General features: G+C 66.8%; 16 protein-coding genes. 8 read left to right on the top strand and 8 right to left on the bottom strand.

Going from position 1 to position 18,207, the window contains the following annotated elements; genetic code table 11:
* Positions 1-154 precede the first annotated feature (154 nt).
* From AC1DR1_RS10430 to AC1DR1_RS10405, 6 genes are all read right to left on the bottom strand, one after another.
* Positions 155-487: a metal-sulfur cluster assembly factor gene (locus AC1DR1_RS10430; protein ID WP_056434018.1), complete on the bottom strand. Its 333-nt coding sequence runs from the start codon at positions 485-487 to the stop codon at positions 155-157.
* A gap of 13 nt (positions 488-500) precedes the next feature.
* A complete protein-coding gene (gene sufC / locus AC1DR1_RS10425) occupies positions 501-1,298 on the bottom strand; it encodes a Fe-S cluster assembly ATPase SufC (RefSeq protein ID WP_229992621.1) in 798 nt (265 codons plus the stop codon).
* Positions 1,299-1,387: 89 nt separating this feature from the next.
* A complete protein-coding gene (locus AC1DR1_RS10420; RefSeq protein WP_090577778.1) occupies positions 1,388-1,747 on the bottom strand; it encodes a non-heme iron oxygenase ferredoxin subunit in 360 nt (119 codons plus the stop codon).
* Positions 1,748-1,778: 31 nt separating this feature from the next.
* On the bottom strand, positions 1,779-3,065 hold the full coding sequence (gene sufD / locus AC1DR1_RS10415; protein WP_229992622.1) for a Fe-S cluster assembly protein SufD: 1,287 nt from the start codon (positions 3,063-3,065) through the stop codon (positions 1,779-1,781).
* The gene (gene sufB / locus AC1DR1_RS10410) at positions 3,065-4,528 is read right to left on the bottom strand and encodes a Fe-S cluster assembly protein SufB (RefSeq protein WP_229992623.1); all 1,464 of its coding nucleotides are present in this window, start codon (positions 4,526-4,528) and stop codon (positions 3,065-3,067) included. The genes sufD and sufB overlap by 1 nt, the downstream gene beginning before the upstream one ends.
* Complete coding sequence (locus AC1DR1_RS10405; RefSeq protein ID WP_229992624.1) at positions 4,528-5,385, bottom strand: helix-turn-helix transcriptional regulator; 858 nt, start codon at positions 5,383-5,385, stop codon at positions 4,528-4,530. The genes sufB and AC1DR1_RS10405 overlap by 1 nt, the downstream gene beginning before the upstream one ends.
* A gap of 115 nt (positions 5,386-5,500) precedes the next feature.
* On the opposite strand from AC1DR1_RS10405, the gene AC1DR1_RS10400 reads away from it, so the two are divergent.
* From AC1DR1_RS10400 to AC1DR1_RS10380, 5 genes are all read left to right on the top strand, one after another.
* A complete protein-coding gene (locus AC1DR1_RS10400; protein WP_229992625.1) occupies positions 5,501-6,469 on the top strand; it encodes an ABC transporter ATP-binding protein in 969 nt (322 codons plus the stop codon).
* Entirely contained in the window at positions 6,466-7,278 is an 813-nt protein-coding gene (locus AC1DR1_RS10395) for an ABC transporter permease (RefSeq protein ID WP_229992626.1), read from the top strand. The genes AC1DR1_RS10400 and AC1DR1_RS10395 overlap by 4 nt, the downstream gene beginning before the upstream one ends.
* Before the next feature lie 7 nt (positions 7,279-7,285).
* Positions 7,286-8,230, top strand: a complete 945-nt coding sequence (locus AC1DR1_RS10390; RefSeq protein WP_229992627.1) for a COX15/CtaA family protein — start codon at positions 7,286-7,288, stop codon at positions 8,228-8,230.
* 267 nt (positions 8,231-8,497) lie between these two features.
* Positions 8,498-9,022 (top strand): hypothetical protein, encoded by a 525-nt coding sequence (locus tag AC1DR1_RS10385; protein WP_229992628.1) that lies wholly within the window; start codon positions 8,498-8,500, stop codon positions 9,020-9,022.
* A 329-nt stretch (positions 9,023-9,351) separates the two neighbouring features.
* Entirely contained in the window at positions 9,352-10,554 is a 1,203-nt protein-coding gene (locus tag AC1DR1_RS10380; RefSeq protein WP_229992629.1) for an acyltransferase family protein, read from the top strand.
* A gap of 81 nt (positions 10,555-10,635) precedes the next feature.
* On the opposite strand, the gene AC1DR1_RS10375 is transcribed toward AC1DR1_RS10380, so the two are convergent.
* Positions 10,636-11,607, bottom strand: a complete 972-nt coding sequence (locus AC1DR1_RS10375; RefSeq protein WP_229992630.1) for a threonine/serine dehydratase — start codon at positions 11,605-11,607, stop codon at positions 10,636-10,638.
* Positions 11,608-11,796: 189 nt separating this feature from the next.
* The gene (locus tag AC1DR1_RS10370; protein WP_229992631.1) at positions 11,797-12,759 is read right to left on the bottom strand and encodes a heme o synthase; all 963 of its coding nucleotides are present in this window, start codon (positions 12,757-12,759) and stop codon (positions 11,797-11,799) included.
* Positions 12,760-13,257: 498 nt separating this feature from the next.
* On the opposite strand from AC1DR1_RS10370, the gene tkt reads away from it, so the two are divergent.
* From tkt to AC1DR1_RS10355, 3 genes are all read left to right on the top strand, one after another.
* On the top strand, positions 13,258-15,375 hold the full coding sequence (tkt, locus tag AC1DR1_RS10365) for a transketolase (protein ID WP_229992632.1): 2,118 nt from the start codon (positions 13,258-13,260) through the stop codon (positions 15,373-15,375).
* A gap of 62 nt (positions 15,376-15,437) precedes the next feature.
* Positions 15,438-16,553 carry a transaldolase gene (gene tal, locus AC1DR1_RS10360; protein WP_229992633.1) on the top strand — a complete coding sequence of 372 codons (1,116 nt, stop codon included), beginning with the start codon at positions 15,438-15,440 and terminating at the stop codon, positions 16,551-16,553.
* Positions 16,554-16,559: 6 nt separating this feature from the next.
* On the top strand, positions 16,560-18,194 hold the full coding sequence (locus AC1DR1_RS10355; RefSeq protein WP_229992634.1) for a glucose-6-phosphate isomerase: 1,635 nt from the start codon (positions 16,560-16,562) through the stop codon (positions 18,192-18,194).
* Positions 18,195-18,207 lie beyond the last annotated feature (13 nt).

The following is an 18,207-nucleotide window of genomic DNA, read 5'->3' as shown; positions in this document are numbered from 1 at the left end:
ATAAGGGAACGGCCATCAGGGAACGCCGGATGGGACGACGACGACGACGGCGGCCCCGCCTCGGTGAGGTGGGGCCGCCGTCGTCGTAATTAGGGGCCTCCGCCGCCGAGGGTTCCCTGGCCGAGCGAAGCGAGGCTAGGGAGGCGGTGGGGACCTAGATGTTGAAGCCCAGGGCGCGCATCTGGTCGCGGCCGTCCTCGGTGATCCGTTCCGGACCCCATGGCGGCATCCACACCCAGTTGAGCCGCCATTCATCGACGACCCCGTCCAGGGCCTTGCCGACCTGCTCCTCGATGACATCGGTGAGCGGGCAGGCGGCGGTGGTGAGCGTCATGTCGATCAGCAGGGCGCCGTCGTCGTCTGAGTACTTCAGACCGTACAGCAGGCCCAGATCAACGATGTTGACCCCGAGTTCCGGGTCGATCACATCCTTGAGCGCCTCTTCGACATCCTCGAGGCCCGTGCGGGCCACATTGAGTTCGGTCATCGCGGAGTCCTAACTACGCCTGGGCTGCAGCCGAGGCGGCAGCGATGGTGGCCGCCCCTGCGCCGGTGGCGTAGCGGTCGTAGCCTTCGTCTTCGAGGCGGTCGGCGAGCTCCGGGCCGCCCTCTTCCACAACCTGGCCATCGACGAACACGTGCACGAAGTCCGGCTTGATGTAGCGCAGGATCCGGGTGTAGTGCGTGATGAGCAGGGTGCCCATGTTGCCTTCGCCGTGGGCGCGGTTGACGCCCTCGGAGACAACCTTCAGCGCGTCGACGTCGAGGCCGGAGTCGGTCTCGTCGAGGATGGCGAACTTCGGCTTGAAGAGCTCCAGCTGGAGGATCTCGACGCGCTTCTTCTCGCCGCCGGAGAAGCCTTCGTTGACGTTGCGCTGGGTGAAGTCGGCGTCGATGCGCAGCTGCGCCATGGCCTCTTTGACGTCCTTGGTCCAGGTGCGCAGCTTGGGCGCTTCGCCGTCGATCGCGGTCTTGGCGGTGCGCAGGAAGTTGGTCATGCTGACGCCCGGGACCTCCACCGGGTACTGCATGGCAAGGAAAAGGCCGGCGCGGGCGCGCTCGTCAACGGTCATCGCGAGGACGTCCTCACCGTCGAGCGTGATGGTGCCGGAGGTGACGTTGTAACGCGGGTGCCCGGCGATGGTGGACGCCAGCGTGGACTTGCCGGAACCGTTCGGGCCCATGATGGCATGCGTCTCGCCGGTCCTGATGGTCAGGCTGACGCCCTTCAGGATTTCCTTGGTGCCCTGCTCGGTGTCAATGCTGACGTGCAGGTCCTTGATCTCAAGAGTCGACATATGTCTTGTTCTCCTCTGCACCGTGCCCTCCGGCACTGTGCGTTTTCTTGGCGATAAGTTTTCTTGTGCGAGTTGCCGGCTGCAGGCAGCTAGCTGAAGTTTGGAGCCTCGGCGCCGTTCAGGACGTTGGTGAAGTCCACGTAGACCTCGTCATCCAGGACGGTCACGGCAAACACGGGAACAGGATCATAGGCTGGCAGCTGGAGCGGCTCGCCGGTGCGCAGGTCGAACTGGGAACCGTGGCCCCAGCACTCGATCTTGCAGCCTTCAACCTCTCCTTCGGAGAGAGAGATGTCCGCGTGCGAGCAGGTGTCGCCGATCGCGTGGATCTCCCCCATCGAGTCCTTCACGATCGCTACGGGGTAGTCGTCGATCAGGATCCGCAGCGCCTGCTTGAGTTGGATCTCGCTGGCGTTGCAGACTAGTTCGCCCTTTGGCTGTTCAGTCATTGATGTGTTCCGTGTTCTCTAGTGCTGCGCACTAGTGGTTCGTTGCCGCGAGTTCGCGCTCGACGGCTTCCGTGAGGCGCTCTTCGATGGCCGGAACGTTGATCTTCTGGATGATCTCGTTCAGGAACCCGCGGACCACCAGGCGGCGGGCCACGTCTTCAGGGATGCCACGGGCCATCAGGTAGAACAGGTGCTGGTCGTCGAACCGTCCGGTGGCGCTGGCGTGTCCGGCGCCGGCGATCAGGCCGGTTTCGATCTCAAGGTTCGGCACGGAATCGGCGCGGGCGCCGTCGGTCAGGACCAGGTTGCGGTTGGCCTCGTAGGTGTCGGTGCCTTCTGCTTCCTTGCGGATCAGAACGTCACCCACCCACACGGTGTGCGCGTTACGGCCCTGCAGGGCGCCCTTGTACAGGACGTTGGACTTGCAGTTGGCCACGGCGTGGTCCACGAACAGGCGCTGCTCGAGGTGCTGGCCGGCGTCGGCGAAGTACAGGCCAAACAGTTCCACTTCGGCGCCCGGGGCGGTGAAGCGGGCCGAGGGCGTGACGCGCACGAGGTCGCCGCCGAGGCTGACAACAATGTGCTTGAATTTGGCGTCGCGGCCGAGCTTGACCTGCTGGGAGGAGGCGTGCACGGCGTCGTCGTTCCATTCCTGGAGCGAGATGACGGTCAGCTGCGCGCCGTCCTCAACGAGGATTTCGACGTTTTCCGAGACGACGGCGGTGCCCTGGTGGTCCAGGACGACGACCGACTTGGAGAACTTTTCCGCGACGATCACGATGTGCTGTGCGGAAGCCTCGGTGCCCTGCCCGGTCAGCAGGACGCTGACCTCGCCGTCCACCTGGACCTCGGACGGGACGGTGATGACGGTGGCCTCGGCGAAGTTCTCCCAGGCGTTCGCGGAGACGCGGTCCTCGGGGATGGCGGCGGAGCCGATCCGGCGGTCGTCGCGGCCGACGGTCTCAACCCTGACGCTGTCCGGAGCGGTGATGCTCACGGCCGGCGCGGCACCGCCCAGGACCTCGGTGTGCAGGCCGCGGAGGCGCTTGAGCGGGGTGAACCGCCAGTCTTCTTCCATGCCGGTCAGCGGCTTGAAATCCGCCAGCTTGTAGGAGGTCAGGCGGCCGGCGCGTGAGCTGTCCGGAATGCCGACGCCGCCGCCGTGCGAGTGGCGCTTGACGGCTTCGCCGGCCAGCGGCGCTTTGGACTCCGCTGCGTTCAGGGGTGAAAGGCTTTCGCCTTCCTCGGTGAAACCGTTGATGAACGGCTGGGCTGAGGGCGCGCCGATGCGGGCCTTTTCAGTAGTGATGTCAGTCATTAACCGACCGATCCTTCCATCTGCAGTTCAATCAGTCGGTTTAGCTCGAGGGCGTATTCCATCGGCAGTTCGCGGGCAATCGGCTCGATGAAGCCGCGGACGATCATCGCCATGGCCTCGTCTTCGCGCATGCCGCGGGACATCAGGTAGAACAGCTGCTCTTCGCTGACGCGCGAGACCGTGGCCTCGTGGCCCATGGTGACGTCGTCCTCGCGGATGTCGATGTACGGGTAGGTGTCCGAGCGGCTGATGGTGTCCACCAGGAGGGCGTCACAGCGGACCGTGTTGGCCGAGTGCTTGGCGCCTTCGCGGACCTGGACCAGGCCGCGGTAGGCAGCGCGGCCGCCGCCGCGGGCCACGGACTTGGAGATGATCGAGCTCTTGGTGTTGGGCGCGATGTGGACCATCTTGGAGCCGGTGTCCTGGTGCTGGCCTTCGCCGGCGAACGCGATGGACAGGGTTTCGCCCTTGGCGCCTTCGCCCACGAGGTAGACGGCCGGGTACTTCATGGTGACCTTGGAGCCGATGTTGCCATCGATCCACTCCATCGTGGCGCCCTCTTCGCAGATGGCGCGCTTGGTCACCAGGTTGTACACGTTCGTGGACCAGTTCTGGATGGTCGTGTAGCGGACGCGGGCGCCCTTCTTCACGATGATTTCCACGACGGCGGAGTGCAGCGAGTCCGAGGTGTAGATCGGCGCGGTGCAGCCTTCGATGTAGTGGACGTAGGAGTCCTCGTCCGCGATGATCAGCGTGCGCTCGAACTGGCCCATGTTTTCCGTGTTGATGCGGAAGTAGGCCTGCAGCGGGATGTCCACGTGGACGCCCTTGGGCACGTACACGAAGGATCCGCCGGACCAGACGGCCGTGTTCAGCGAGGCGAACTTGTTGTCGCCCACCGGGATGATGGTGCCGAAGTACTCCTGGAAGATCTCCGGGTGTTCGCGCAGCGCGGTGTCTGTGTCCAGGAAGATGACGCCCTGCTGTTCCAGGTCCTCGCGGATCTGGTGGTAGACAACCTCAGACTCGTACTGGGCGGCGACGCCGGAGACGAGGCGGCTGCGCTCGGCTTCCGGGATGCCCAGCTTCTCGTACGTGTTCCGGATGTCCTCGGGGAGGTCTTCCCAGGTTGCGGCCTGCTTCTCGGTGGAGCGCACGAAGTACTTGATGTTGTCGAAGTCGATGCCGGACAGGTCCGCGCCCCAGGTGGGCATGGGCTTGCGGTCGAAGTACTTCAGGCCCTTGAGGCGGAGGTCCAGCATCCACTCTGGCTCGTTCTTCTTGGCCGAAATGTCGCGGACAACGTCTTCATCGATGCCGCGGCGGGCGTTGGCCCCGACGTCGTTCTTGTCGGCCCAGCCGTATTCATAGGTGCCGATTCCGTGGAGCTCGGGATTCTTTTCCAGAATCTCCGAAATCACAGTAGAGCCAGCAACCTTCTTCTCTGATAGTTGGTCCGTCATCACGGCCTTTCTTGGAGATGGTTGGATACTTCGTCCGGGTTGACCGGGGCTGCGGGACTGGAAGTCCCGACGGCGGCCGGACGGCCCGTAGGTATGTGGGTGGTGCAGACGTGCCCGCCGCGGGCCAGGGTGGAGAGCCGGCGCACATCGACGCCGACCAGCCGGGCGAACACTTCGGTCTCCACGTCGCAGAACACGGGGAACTGGGCCGCCAGGTGCTGGATGGGGCAGTGCCCCTGGCAGAGCTGGACGCTGGAGAGCGCGGCCGGCAGCGGCGCCTTGGCTTCGAGCGACTGCGCCGAGGCCACGAAACCGTCGCGGCTCAGCGCCTCGGAGAGAGCCTGGGCGCGGGCCGTGATGTCCGGTCCGGCCTGCTCGATCTCGGGTGCGTAGCGGCGCTCCATGTCGGCGAACCGCTCGACGGCGAACTGCCGCACCGCCTCGGGGCCGGCCGCCTCTTCCAGGCGGCGCAGCGCGACGGAGGCGATGTCGAGATAGTCGTTGCCCAGGGTCGACTGGCCCTGGGAGCTCAGGACGTAGCGGCGGGCGGGCCGTCCGGCGCCCGCACCGGCGCGGGCAACCCGCTTGACCTCAATCACTCCGCTGCGCGCGAGGTGGTCGAGGTGGCGGCGCACGGCAGCCGGGGTGAAGCCCAGGAGGTCGCCGAGTTCGGCTGCGCTGATGGGTCCATGCTCCAGCACCGCGTTCAGGACACGGTCACGCGTGCGCTCTTCAGCGTCGTGGGTGTGGCTGCCGGCGGCGGGAACGACGTCGGGAACGGCCGCCACGTGTGCCCGGGCGGACCCGACGCGCGCGGCGCCGCGCCCGGTCGGGGCTGCGGACGCAGAGGAGCTCATGGAATACACAACACAATCATGTCGTAATTTACTCCGGCATTCCAGTAAGGCATGGCTTGCCTGCGGGCCCGGCCCCTCCGGGGAGGCGACGTACTACATCGCGTAGAATGCTGTGGTGCGATCTCCCGAATCCCCCGTTCTGACCATCAACGGGCTTGTCAAGGATGTTGGTCCACTGCCCACCCTCGACGGCAAGATGCTGCGCGTGGTCAGCGGCCTTTCCCTCATTGCCGAACGCGGCCAGGTCACGGCCCTGCTCGGCGCCAACGGCGCCGGCAAAACCACCACCATTGAATGCGCCCAGGGGCTGCAAAAGCGTACTGCCGGCGCCATCAGCCTACTGGGCCAGGACCCGGATTCGGCCGGCGCCGGGCTTCGCGCCCGCGTGGGGGTCATGCTGCAGGACGGCGGCCTGCCACCGTCAGCCCGGCCCATCCCCCTGCTGCGGCACATTGCCGGCATGTACCAGGACCCGTGGCCGGTAGATGAGCTGATCGGACGGCTGGGGATTGACTCGTTCAGCCGCACCAATGTGCGGCGCCTGTCCGGTGGGCAGAAGCAGCGCCTCGCCCTGGCCGCGGCTCTGGTCGGCAATCCGGAGGTTCTGTTCCTCGACGAGCCGAGCGCGGGCCTGGACCCGCAGTCCCGACAAATGGTCTTCGACCTGATCTCCGAACTGCGCAACAGCGGCATGGGCATCATCCTCACGACGCACCTGATGGACGACGCCCAGCGCCTCGCGGACTATGTTTACATCATCGATGCCGGCCGCAACGTCGCCGAAGGAACGGTCGCCGAGCTCCTGCGGCACCAGCTGCCCGCCGGCGACGCATCCCAGCACATCCGCACCCTGCTGTTCGAAACCGAGCCCGGCCTGGACTTCACCGGCGTGCTGCCCGACGGCGTCGACATCACCGAGGCGCGGGCAGGCAGCTACGCCGCGACCGGCGCCCTGACCCCCGCCGACCTCGCCGCGATCACCGCATGGTGGGCCGTGCGCGGGATCATGCCCAGCTCCCTGAGCCTTGAAGCCCGCAGCCTCGAGGACGTCTTCCTGGACATCTCCGGAAGGGAGATCCGATGACCCGCGTAACAGGTGGCGCCCCGCTGGAGAGCGCACGACGCGGCAGCGCGCCCCAGACGGTCCATGGCAGCGCCCCGGCTTCCTTGCTGCGCCGCATCCTGCTGCAGGGGAAATACGAAACCATCACCATGCTCAGGAACGGCGAGCAGTTGATCCTCGCGATCGTGCTGCCGCTGCTGGCCATGGTCGGCCTAACCGTGACGCCACTGTTGGACGGACTCGGTTCGAGCCGCATCAACGTTGCCGTGCCCGGCATCCTGGCCCTATGCGCCATGTCCACTGCCTTCACGGGGCAGGGCATCTCCACCGGCTTCGACCGCCGCTACGGCGTCCTGCGCTTTCTTTCCACCACTCCCCTGGGCCGCACGGGACTGATTGCGGGGAAGGTCCTGGCCGTCCTGGCCGTGCTGTTCCTGCAGGTGCTGGTCGTGACGGCGGTGGCCCTCCTGCTCGGCTGGCAGCCCAACCCCGCGGGCTGGCTGCCCGGGATGGCCATCCTGGTCCTCGGGGCCGCCGCCTTCACGGCACTCGGGCTCCTGGTCGCCGGGACGGTCCGGCCGGAGGCAACCCTGGCCATCACCAACCTCCTCTGGATCCTCCTCGGCGCCCTGGGCGGGATCGTCATCCCGGCCGAACGGCTCCCTGCGCTGGCGCAGGCCGTGGTGCACTTCCTCCCCTCCGGCGCGCTGGGCCAGGCGCTGAGGGATGCTTTCCTGTACGGCAGCGTCAATGGTGCTTCCGTGCTTGTCCTGCTGCTCTGGACGGCGATCGCCGGCGGCGCGGCAACCCGTTGGTTCAAGTGGAATTGAGAAAACTGTGAGCACGGCGTCACGAACTCCCCGGATCGTCTCCGGAATCACCTCCCGGCTGCCCGTCAGCGTGGACAAGACGGTCAGGCGGCTGGCTGTGTTGTCCCTCATCGGCCAGATCGTGCTGGTGGTGACCGGCGGAGCCGTACGGCTGACCGCCTCGGGCCTCGGCTGCCCCACCTGGCCGCGCTGCACCGAGGCCTCCCTGGCGACCACCCCGGAAATGGGGTTCCACGGAATCATTGAATTCGGCAACCGGCTCCTGACGTTCGCGCTGGCGGCCATCGCGGTGATGATGCTCGTCTACCTGTGGAACCTCCGCAAGGAGCGCCGCGACCTCTTCCTGCTGGCCCTCGGCCTGCTCGCCAGCATCCCGGCCCAGGCCGTCATCGGCGGCATCACGGTGCTGACCGGGCTCAACCCGTGGGTCGTGGGCCTGCATTTCCTCGTTTCCATGGCGCTCGTGGTCCTCGCGACCCTGCTGGTGAACCGGGCCTACGGCCGAACCGGCCAGGCCAGGACCGTGCAGCTTCCCGCCCTGCCGGGCGCGGCGCGCCCGGTGATGACCGCCGTCGCGCTTCTCTCCGCCGTCGCCGTCTGCCTCGGTGTGGTGGTGACCGGAGCGGGCCCGCACGCCGGCGACGCGAACGCCCCGCGCAATGATCTCGACTGGGACCTGTTCGCGCACATCCACGCAGTGCCCGCCTACCTGGTGACCGCCGGCGCGCTGTTCGCGGTGTTCCTTGTGGTCCGCGGGCGGATCCAGGGGCCGTTCCGCTCCGCGGTGTTCATGCTCCTGGGCGTCACGGTGCTGCAGGCCGTCATCGGCTTCACGCAGTACTACAACGGCATCCCGGCGCTCCTCGTCGGCGCGCACATGCTGGCGGCGGCGCTGCTGATGAGCGCGGCCACCAACGCCGCGGACCTCGCCCGCTACAGCCCGGCGGACTAACACGACGCAGCACACGCCGCAACTAAGCAACGCGGGGCTACTTACCGCCCGTCCGGAACGTATGGATGGGCCGTAAGTGACTCCGCGTTTGCTGTCTGCGCGGCGGTCAGGGCGCTGCGGCATCGAAGATCCCAACAGCATTCACCTTCCGGGGGCTGGCCCTGACGGGATTTCCGGGTGGACTATGAGATGGCATGGACATGGATCGTCGCGGCAGTGGGCTCTTTTTTGTTCGCTCCCGTGACGCTGACCGGAAGGCCTTCCCAGATGCAAGCGACAGAACCGACCGTGCCCCCTTCACCCTCAGCCCGCCAGCGCGCGGCGAGCCTCAAAGAGCGCGTCTACATCATCTTCACGAGCCTGGCTGTGGTGTTGGCGCTTCGGGGTCACGCGGACGAGACCACGCCCGCAGCCGCGGCGGCGACCCTCAGCATCGTGGTGATCGGTTCCCTGCTGGGGATTTTCGTCGCCGATCTCCTCAGCCACCTGACCGTACATTCGAAGCTCCCCACCGGCGAAGAACTGCACCACATGATCGCCGTCAGCGCGGACGGCCTCGGCGTCCTGGTGACTCCGCTGATTCTGCTGGCGGCGGCCGGCTTTGGGCTGTGGACGACGGCTGTTGCGCTCGGGTGGGCGGTGGTCGTTCTCGTTGTCTCGCTGGCCATCGTCGGATTCCTCGCGATCCGGCGCCTCGAGATCCCGCTGCGCCACAAGGTCGCCATCATGTTCGCCGAGGTTGTGCTGAGCCTTCTGGTGATCGGGCTCGAACTGCTGGCCCACAACCTCTGATCCCCGAAAGACCACTTTCTGCCAATATTCGAGTGCTGGTTAATGACCGGTCACTTGTCGGGTGGGGGCAACTTTGGGAATACTGGGCCATGTATCCCCCAGCCCCGTTGGCCTGGAAATGCAGCCGATCGCCGGTCCGCGGACGGCGTGGCAGCCTGGCCGGGTTGGCGGCCGGGACGGCCGGGGTCAGGTTTTGTCCAGCGAAGTCGGGGATACTTGGATACGGCGCAGGACTGCGCCGCACTCGCATTCATGGAAAGTAGGACGGCTCGGTTTTGCCTTGATGCAGCTGGAATCGGAACTGGCCAGATAGAGGCACTGGAGGATATGTGACGTTACTAGTCGGCGAAAGACCCGCAAGGGCAGCCCAGCAAACCGCACCTCGCCCACGGCTTGACGGCCTGGACGTGCTCCGCGGGGCTGCCGTCGGGGCCGTCCTGCTGGGACATTCCTGGCCGGGCATATTTCAAGGCGCCGGCATAGTTGGCGTCATTGCCTTCTTCGTGCTGAGCGGTTACTTGATCACTAACGTGCTGGTCCGGGATATCGAACGGCACCGAAAAATTCGCTACGGCCGTTTCTATGCGCACAGGGCCTTCCGGCTGGTGCCGGCACTGATCTCATTCCTGGGCGTGTACGCGATCGTCGAACTGGCCACCGACGTCCTTGGGGACCGGTCAAAGGGAATCGTGGGGTACACCGTCCTCGCCGGGCTTGGCTATCTCAAAGACCTGCCCCTGCCGTTCGACGTGAGCATGGCGATCGGACCACTCTGGACGCTGGCGGTGGAAGAACAGTTCTACCTGATCTGGCCAGCGCTGCTCGTGCTCGCCCTGCGACGCAACCGCCAGGGCCGGCTGATTGGCTTCTCCGCCGCCGTCGCCCTGTTCTTCATGGCGGCGAGCGTGATGGCCATGGCGACCCTGGCGCCGCAACTCCACTCACTGGTCTACGCGCTGCCCACAACGTGGGGCCTGGGGCTGATCGTCGGTTCGGCCCTGCGGCTGTACAGGGTCCACGTGTTCAGCTGGTTCACCGGCCACGGCTTCAGGCGTGCGGCTCTCTGCGGTTCCGCCGCCGTCCTGGCCGGGCTGATCTTCTTCCCCAAGGCAAACGAAACACCGGCTTTCATCTTCCTTGGCGGCCCGCTGGCCATGGCTGCCTCAGCCGTCCTGGTCGCCCTGGCCGCCTCCCGCACGGCAGCGATGCCGAAGTGGACGCGCCCGGTGCAGATGCTGGGCACCGTGTCCTACGCCGCGTACCTGTGGAACTACGTCGTCATTCTGTGGCTCAATGGCGGCTCGACAGCCGATCTGCCGCCGCTCATCGCGGTGTCGGCCATCGCGTTGACCCTGCTCATCGCGGTCATCAGCTGGCACACAGTCGAAAGGCTGGGACGGATCGCGCGGGATCGCTTCGACCGGCATTACGTTGCTCGGGACCAGCGGAACCAGCAGGACCAGCAGAAGGCCGGCAGCGCCGCCGTTTCCGGGCAGGCTGCGCCCAGACAGCACCCGGACAGGGCGGAGTGACATCCGCGGACTAGGCAGGTTCGCAGCCCTGACCGGTCTGCAACGGCACGGCGCCGCTCACGCGCTAGTTCGCTCGCCGGTTCAGCCGGTACGCAGCGCAGCCGCGGCGCCGGCGCCGGGAGAGCTCTCCAGCGTGCAAGGATCGGTGTTCGCGCCGCAGACGATCACTGCCACGCGTTCGCCTTCGCGGGGCGTGTACGCCCCTGACGTGAGCGCAGCAAACGCCGCCGCCGCGCCGTATTCGGCGGGGATCCGGTAGTCGCTCCACAGCTGGGACCGGGCGGCGACAATGGCGGCGTCATCCACCAGCACGGAGGTCGGAGGGACACGCGACGCGATGCTGAAGGCGATCTCGCCCACCCGCCGGGCACCCAGGGAATCCGCGGCGACTCCGGAAACGGCCACATCGACCGGGTGGCCGGCGGATAGGGCGGCGTGCAGCGTGGGGATGTTGAAGGGTTCAACCGCGACGACGCGCGCCCGGCCCTCGGCCGCTGCCGCGACTCCTGCATACAGTCCGCCGCCGCCGACGGCGACGAGGATCGTGTCGATGCCGGGCTCGTCCTTGAGGATCTCTTCGGCGACCGTGCCTGCGCCGGCGGCGATTTCGAGCTGGTCGTACGCATGGCAGAACAGGGCACCGCTTTCTTCCACGTATTCCGTGGCGGCGGCGAAGGCTTCCGCGTACTCGGCGCCGACCTTCCGGACCGTCGCGTTGTACGCGAGAAGACGCTCCACCTTCACGCGCGGGGCGTTCTCCGGAACGAACACTGTCGCCGGAACACCGAGTGCCGCCGCGGCGTAGGCGTTCGCGAGGCCCGCGTTACCGCCCGACGCCGCCACCACCCCGACGCCGGGGTTGAGTTCCCCGCGCTCCCGGGCAGCGAGGAGCCGGTTGAAGGCGCCCCGGGCCTTGAAAACGCCGGTGTGCTGCAGGAACTCGCATTTGAACCAGAGAGGAGCGGCGGCGGTACCCCCGCGAAGCAAAGGCGTGCGCCGAACGTAGCCGCTGATGCGGCTCTCTGCCTGGAGTACATCGCTGCGGTTGATCACTGGCTCCCCCTGAGGTTGCGCTCCCTGTCCGGCGTTGATTCGTCGGGTCGGGACTGTTCTGTGTTACTTCGCCAGGTGTTGACTGGTCGGTTCGTACGGGTATCCCCTGGCCGTAAGGACCATGCCCGGATACGGCTGACGCTCCCCCACCACTGGTGAGGGAGCGTCGGCTAGACGGACGGGGAGGCCTCAGCCGCCCATGACGGCCGAGCCGACAAACGGGTCGACGGCCAGGGCAATGAAGAGCAGCGTCAGGTAGCTGATGGAGCCGTGGAAGACCTTCATGGCTCCCTTGTTGGAGACGTCGCCGGACTGGGCGCGGTTGTACAGTGCGTGCGACTCGTACAGGAACCAGCCACCGGCCGCGACGGCGGTCACCGTGTAGACCCAGCCGGCGCCGCCGGCCGGGATCATCAGCAGCGAACACGCCACCATGGCCCACGCGTAGAGGACCACCTGCACCGAGACCACCTTTGCACCGGCGATTGCGCCCAGCATGGGCACGTTGGCGTTGCGGTAGTCCTCGCCGTAGCGCATCGACAGCGGCCAGTAGTGCGGCGGGGTCCAGAGGAAGATCACCATGAACAGCACGACGGCGGGCCACTCGACGGTGTTGGTGACGGCGGCCCAGGCAATCAGGACAGGGAAGCACCCCGCGGCGCCGCCCCAGACAATGTTCTGGGCCGTGCGACGTTTGAGGATCATGGTGTAGATCACGACGTAGAAGACGATGGCGCCGAGTCCCAGCCACGCGGAGAGCGGGTTGGCCCCGAACCAGAGGATCGCGATCGCCGCGGCGCCCAGCAGCCAGGAGAAGATGAGTGCTTCGCGAGGGGTGACCTCACCGGTGACCAGCGGCCGGTTCTCCGTGCGGTGCATGAGCTTGTCAATGTCGCGGTCGATGTAACAGTTGAAGGCACCTGCGGAGCCCGCCGCAAATGCCCCGCCCACAAGCGTCGCCAGGATCAGGCCGATCGACGGGAAGCCACGTTCGGCATAGATCATGGTGGGCAGCGTGCTGACGAGGAGGAGCTCGATGACGCGGGGTTTCGTGAGCGCCAGGTAGGCCTTGGCTTTGCGGCCGAAGCCCATTCGTCCCGAGGCCGGCGAGGCGTTCAGCGGCGTATTAGTTGTGCTCACGGTGGCAGTCACTCTGTTCTGTCTGGCTGTGCAGTTCTGTCTGGCTGGGCAGCCCCGGGTGGATTTCGCAACTCGTTTGGCTGCAGATCGGGCTCCGTGCTCGGCGCACGCCCGTATCTTTGCCCCAGTCGAAGGCCACCACCCATCATACCGTGGAGCTCCGGGCATCCGGGCCGCCGAACAGCGCCCATGATTCCGGCGCGTTAACGCTTGCTCACAGGCGCAACGGCGGACGGTGATTCATATAAGCGAAATCCCGTCCAATTGGTGAGATATACGCTGACCACAAAGTGGAATGGGACTAGGCTGTCCTTAGATCAGCGCACACGGGCACGCATACAGGCAATTGCCGGTACAGGCGGCTCTGCATCTGCGTCTGAATGATAGATCAACGTTTCGATGGTGAACGGCTGGTACGAACCGCAGCGGGCACCGAACTGTGCCCGGGGCGGGAAATAGAGCGTACCGCCGGCCGTCAGCACAGAGAGGGGCCCGGTTTTCGTGCCACATTTGGAAGAGCAAGAACTGTCATGGACTAACTTGGACCAGCGTGCGGTGGACACGGTCCGGGTGCTGGCCGCAGATGCGGTGGAGAAAGTCGGAAACGGCCACCCGGGGACGGCAATGAGTCTGGCACCGGCCGCGTACTTGTTGTTCCAGAAGCTGATGCGCCATGACCCGGCAAACCCCGACTGGCTGGGCCGTGACCGGTTCGTCCTGTCCCCCGGGCACACGTCCCTGACCCTCTACATCCAGCTGTTCCTCTCCGGCTACGGGCTGGAACTGAAGGACCTGGAGGCGCTGCGGACCTGGGGCTCGCTGACCCCCGGCCACCCGGAATACAAGCACACCAAGGGTGTGGAGATCACCACCGGCCCGCTGGGCCAGGGCCTGGCCTCCGCGGTCGGCTTCGCATATTCCCAGCGCCGCATGCGCGGGTTGTTCGACGCCGACGCTCCCGCCGGCACGAGCCCGTTCGACCACACCATCTGGGTGATCGCCTCCGACGGCGACCTGCAGGAAGGCGTGACCTCCGAGGCGTCCTCACTCGCCGGACACCAGGAACTCGGCAACCTCGTGGTGATTTACGACGAGAACCACATCTCGATCGAGGACGACACCGATGTGGCGTTCACCGAGGACGTCCTGGCCCGCTACGAGGCCTACGGCTGGCACACCCAGCGGGTCGACTGGACCCGGACCGGCGAATACGTCGAGGACGTGGCCGAGCTGCACGCCGCGCTGCTCGCCGCGAAGGCCGAAACCGGCAAGCCCTCCATCATCTCGCTGCGGACCATCATCGGATACCCGGCGCCGAAGAAGCAGAACACCGGCAAGATCCACGGCTCGGCCCTGGGCGCGGAGGAAGTCGCCGCCCTGAAGAAGGTCCTGGGCTTCGACCCGGAACGCGCCTTCCAGGTCGACGAGGACGTCCTGGCCCACGCCCGGGCCGTTCAGGACCGTGGCGCCGCCGCCCGCACCGACTGGCAGGCCTCGTTCGAGGCGTGGCAGGCCGGCAATCCCGAGGCCGCGGCCCTGCTGGAACGCGTCGAAGCCAAGAAGCTCCCGGGCGAGTTCGAGGCCGCACTGCCGGTCTTCGAAGCAGGCAAGGACGTTTCCACCCGGGCCGCGTCCGGTAAGGTCCTGAACGCGATCGGCCCGGTCATGCCCGAACTCTGGGGCGGCTCCGCCGACCTCGCCGAGTCGAACAACACCACGATCGAAGGCTCGCCCTCGTTCATCCCGGCGTCCCGGTCCACCGCTGCGTGGAAGGGCAACCCCTACGGCCGGGTCCTGCACTTCGGCATCCGTGAGCACGCCGCCGCGTCGATCGTGAACGGCATCTCCCTGCACGGGCGGACCCGGGCGTTCTCCGGCACGTTCCTGATCTTCTCCGACTACCAGCGCCCCGCGATCCGGCTCGGCGCCCTCATGGGCGTGCCGTCGCTGTATGTCTGGACGCACGACTCGATCGGCCTGGGCGAGGACGGCCCCACCCACCAGCCCGTCGAGCAGCTCGCCTCCCTGCGCGCCATCCCGGGCCTGGACGTCGTCCGCCCCGGGGATGCGAACGAGGTCGCCGCGGCCTGGAAGGCCATGCTGGAAAACCACGAAAACCCCGCCGGGATCGTCCTGACCCGGCAGAACATCCCCACGTACGCCCGCGGCACGGGCCAGGCCGACGGCGACACCTTCGGCTCCACCGCCGGCGTCGAAAAGGGCGGCTACGTCCTGGCCGAGGCATCCAAGGACGGCAACACCGTCGAAGCCCAGGTCATCCTGATCGGCACCGGCTCCGAGGTCCAGCTGGCCGTCAACGCCCGCGAAACCCTGCAGGCCGAGGGCATCCCCACCCGTGTGGTGTCGATGCCCTGCGTGGAGTGGTTCAACAAGCAGGACGCCGCCTACCGCGACGCCGTGCTGCCCCCTGCCGTGAAGGCGCGCGTCTCCGTCGAGGCCGGACTGGCACTGGGCTGGAAGGAATTCGTCGGCGACGCCGGCCGTTCCATCTCCCTCGAGCACTTTGGCGCGTCCGCTGACTACAAGCGCCTCTTCCAGGAATTCGGCATTACGGCAGAAGCAGTCGCTGCCGCCGCCAAGGAATCCCTGGCCGGCCTCACAAACTGATCCAACCCCACGGTTCCGGGGGACCTGTGCCCCCGGAACCCATGATTTCCAGGAGTTATGAAATGACTACCCCCACACAGCAGCTCTCCGACGCCGGCGTCTCGATCTGGCTCGATGATCTCTCCCGCGGCCGCCTGAAGACCGGCACGCTGCGCAAGCTCATCGAAGAGAAGAACGTCGTTGGCGTCACCACCAACCCGTCCATCTTCCACGCCGCCATCACCACAGGCCACGACTACGACGCCGTCATCGCCGCACAGGCCGCCGCCGGCGCCACCGTTGAAGAGACCGTCTTCGAAATCACCACCACCGACGTGGCCGACGCCTGCGACCTGTTCGCCCCCGTCGCCGCGGCTTCCAAGGGTGTCGACGGCCGCGTCTCCATCGAGGTGGACCCCCGCCTGGCCTGGGACACCGCCGGCACCATCGCCGAAGCGAAGCACCTCTACAAGAAGGTCAACAAGGACAACGTCCTGATCAAGATCCCGGCAACCCTCGAAGGCCTCGAGGCCATCACGGCCACCCTGGCCGAGGGCATCAGCGTCAACGTGACCCTGATCTTCTCGCTGGAACGCTACCGCGCCGTGATCAACGCCTTCCAGTCCGGCCTCGAGCAGGCCAAGGACAACGGCCACGACCTGTCCAAGATCCACTCGGTCGCGTCCTTCTTCGTCTCCCGCGTCGATGCCGAAATCGACAAGCGCCTCAACTCCATCGGCACCGACGAAGCCAAGGCACTCAAGGGCAAGGCCGGCCTGGCCAACGCCCGCCTGGCCTACCAGGTCTATGAAGAGCTCTTCTCCACCGAACGCTGGGCCCTCCTGGCCGAGGCCGGCGCCCTGCCGCAGCGCCCGCTCTGGGCCTCCACCGGCGTGAAGGACCCGGCCTACCCGGACACCCTGTACGTCACGGAACTCGTCGCCCCCGGCGTGGTGAACACCATGCCGGAGAAGACCCTCGACGCCACGTTCGACCACGGCACCGTCACGGGCGACACCGTCACCCGCGGTTATGACGACGCCAACGCCACACTGAACTCCCTCGACGCGCTCGGGATTTCGTACAACGACGTCGTCGCCCTGCTCGAATCAGAAGGCCTGGACAAGTTCGTGGCCAGCTGGAAGGAACTGCTGGGTGACGTCGAAGGCGCCCTGGCCTCTGCACGGAAGGCTTCCTAACCCATCATGAGCACACTCAGCTACGACGCCACCGGCGCAGCCCGCCAGGCACATGAGCAGCACCTTCCGGCACTGCTGGAGGACCGCATCGCCACCCGGATCTTCGCGAAGGACCACACCCTGTGGGGTCCGGACGCAGAGCAGGAATCCGCTGTCCGGTTGGGCTGGGTCGAGGCGGCTGCCGTCTCCCAGCCACTGGTCAGCGACATTCTGGAACTCCGCGATGCGCTGAAGGCCGAGGGCGTTACTCGGATCGTGCTCTGCGGCATGGGCGGCTCCTCGCTGGCGCCTGAAGTCATCGCGGGCACCGCTGGCGTCGAGCTGACTGTTCTTGACAGCACCGACCCCGAACAGGTCAGTGCCGCATTGGCGGACCGTCTGGCCGAAACGGCCATCGTCGTCTCATCCAAGTCCGGCTCCACCGTGGAAACTGATTCCCAGCGCCGGATCTTCGAGCAGGCGTTCACGGATGCCGGCGTCGACGCGAAGAGCCGCATTGTCATCGTCACCGACCCGGGTTCGCCGCTGGACAAGGCTTCCAGGGAGGCCGGCTACCGCGCCGTCTTCAACGCCGATCCCAACGTCGGTGGCCGTTTCTCGGCCCTGACGGCCTTCGGGCTGGTCCCCTGCGGGCTGGCCGGAGTGGACATCCAGGCTTTCCTGGATGAAGCGGAAGAAGCCGCCGAGATCCTCAATGAGGACTCGGAGGACAACATCGGCCTCGCCCTGGGCACCGCCCTGGGCGGCACCAACCCGCTGCGCAACAAGATCGTCATCGCGGAGGACGGGTCCGGGATCGTGGGCTTCGCCGACTGGGCCGAACAGCTCATCGCCGAATCCACAGGCAAGCTTGGCACCGGCGTGTTGCCGGTCGTCGCCGGTCCTGCCTCCCCGGAAGCCACCCTCGGCGCTGCCGATGTCCTCGTCGTCCGGCTCGTCGCGGCGGAAGCCGACGTGCAGCTTGGCGAGAACGAGGTCGCCATTGCCGGTGGCCTGCCCACACAGATGATGGTGTGGGAGTTCGCCACCGCCGTGGCCGGCCGCCTGCTGGGCATCAACCCGTTCGACCAGCCCGACGTCGAGGCAGCCAAGATCGCCGCGCGCGGCCTGCTGGACGCACAGCCCGAGCCGACGCCGGCGAACTTCACCGACGGCGCCATCGAGGTCCGTGGCGGTGAGTGGGTCGCCGACGCCGACACCGCGGAAGAAGCCGTCAGCGCCCTGCTGGCCGAACTCGGCCCGGACAGCTACCTCAGCGTCCAGGCTTATTTCGACCGGCTCGCTTACGCCAGCCTCGAAGGTGTCCGGGACGAACTGGCTGCTGTCAGCGGGCGCCCTGTCACGTTCGGCTGGGGCCCGCGGTTCCTGCACTCCACCGGCCAGTTCCACAAGGGCGGACCCGCGATCGGCGTCTTCCTGCAGGTCACGGCCGCTTCCGCGACGGACCTCGCCATCCCGGACCGGCCCTTTACGTTCGGCGAGCTGATCTCGGCGCAGGCCGCAGGCGATGCCCAGGTCCTCTCCGAGCACGGCCGCCCGGTCCTCCGGCTGCACCTGACCGACCGCTCTGCGGGTGTGAAGCAGCTCCAGGAGCTCGTCACCTCCCTTGCCGGCCGGGCAGCATCCCCCACTGAAAGCTAAGGCACTCACGCAA

The sequence above is a fragment of the Arthrobacter sp. P4_F10 genome, assembly GCF_056401435.1.
This window is presented reverse-complemented; position numbering and strand designations above follow the sequence as displayed.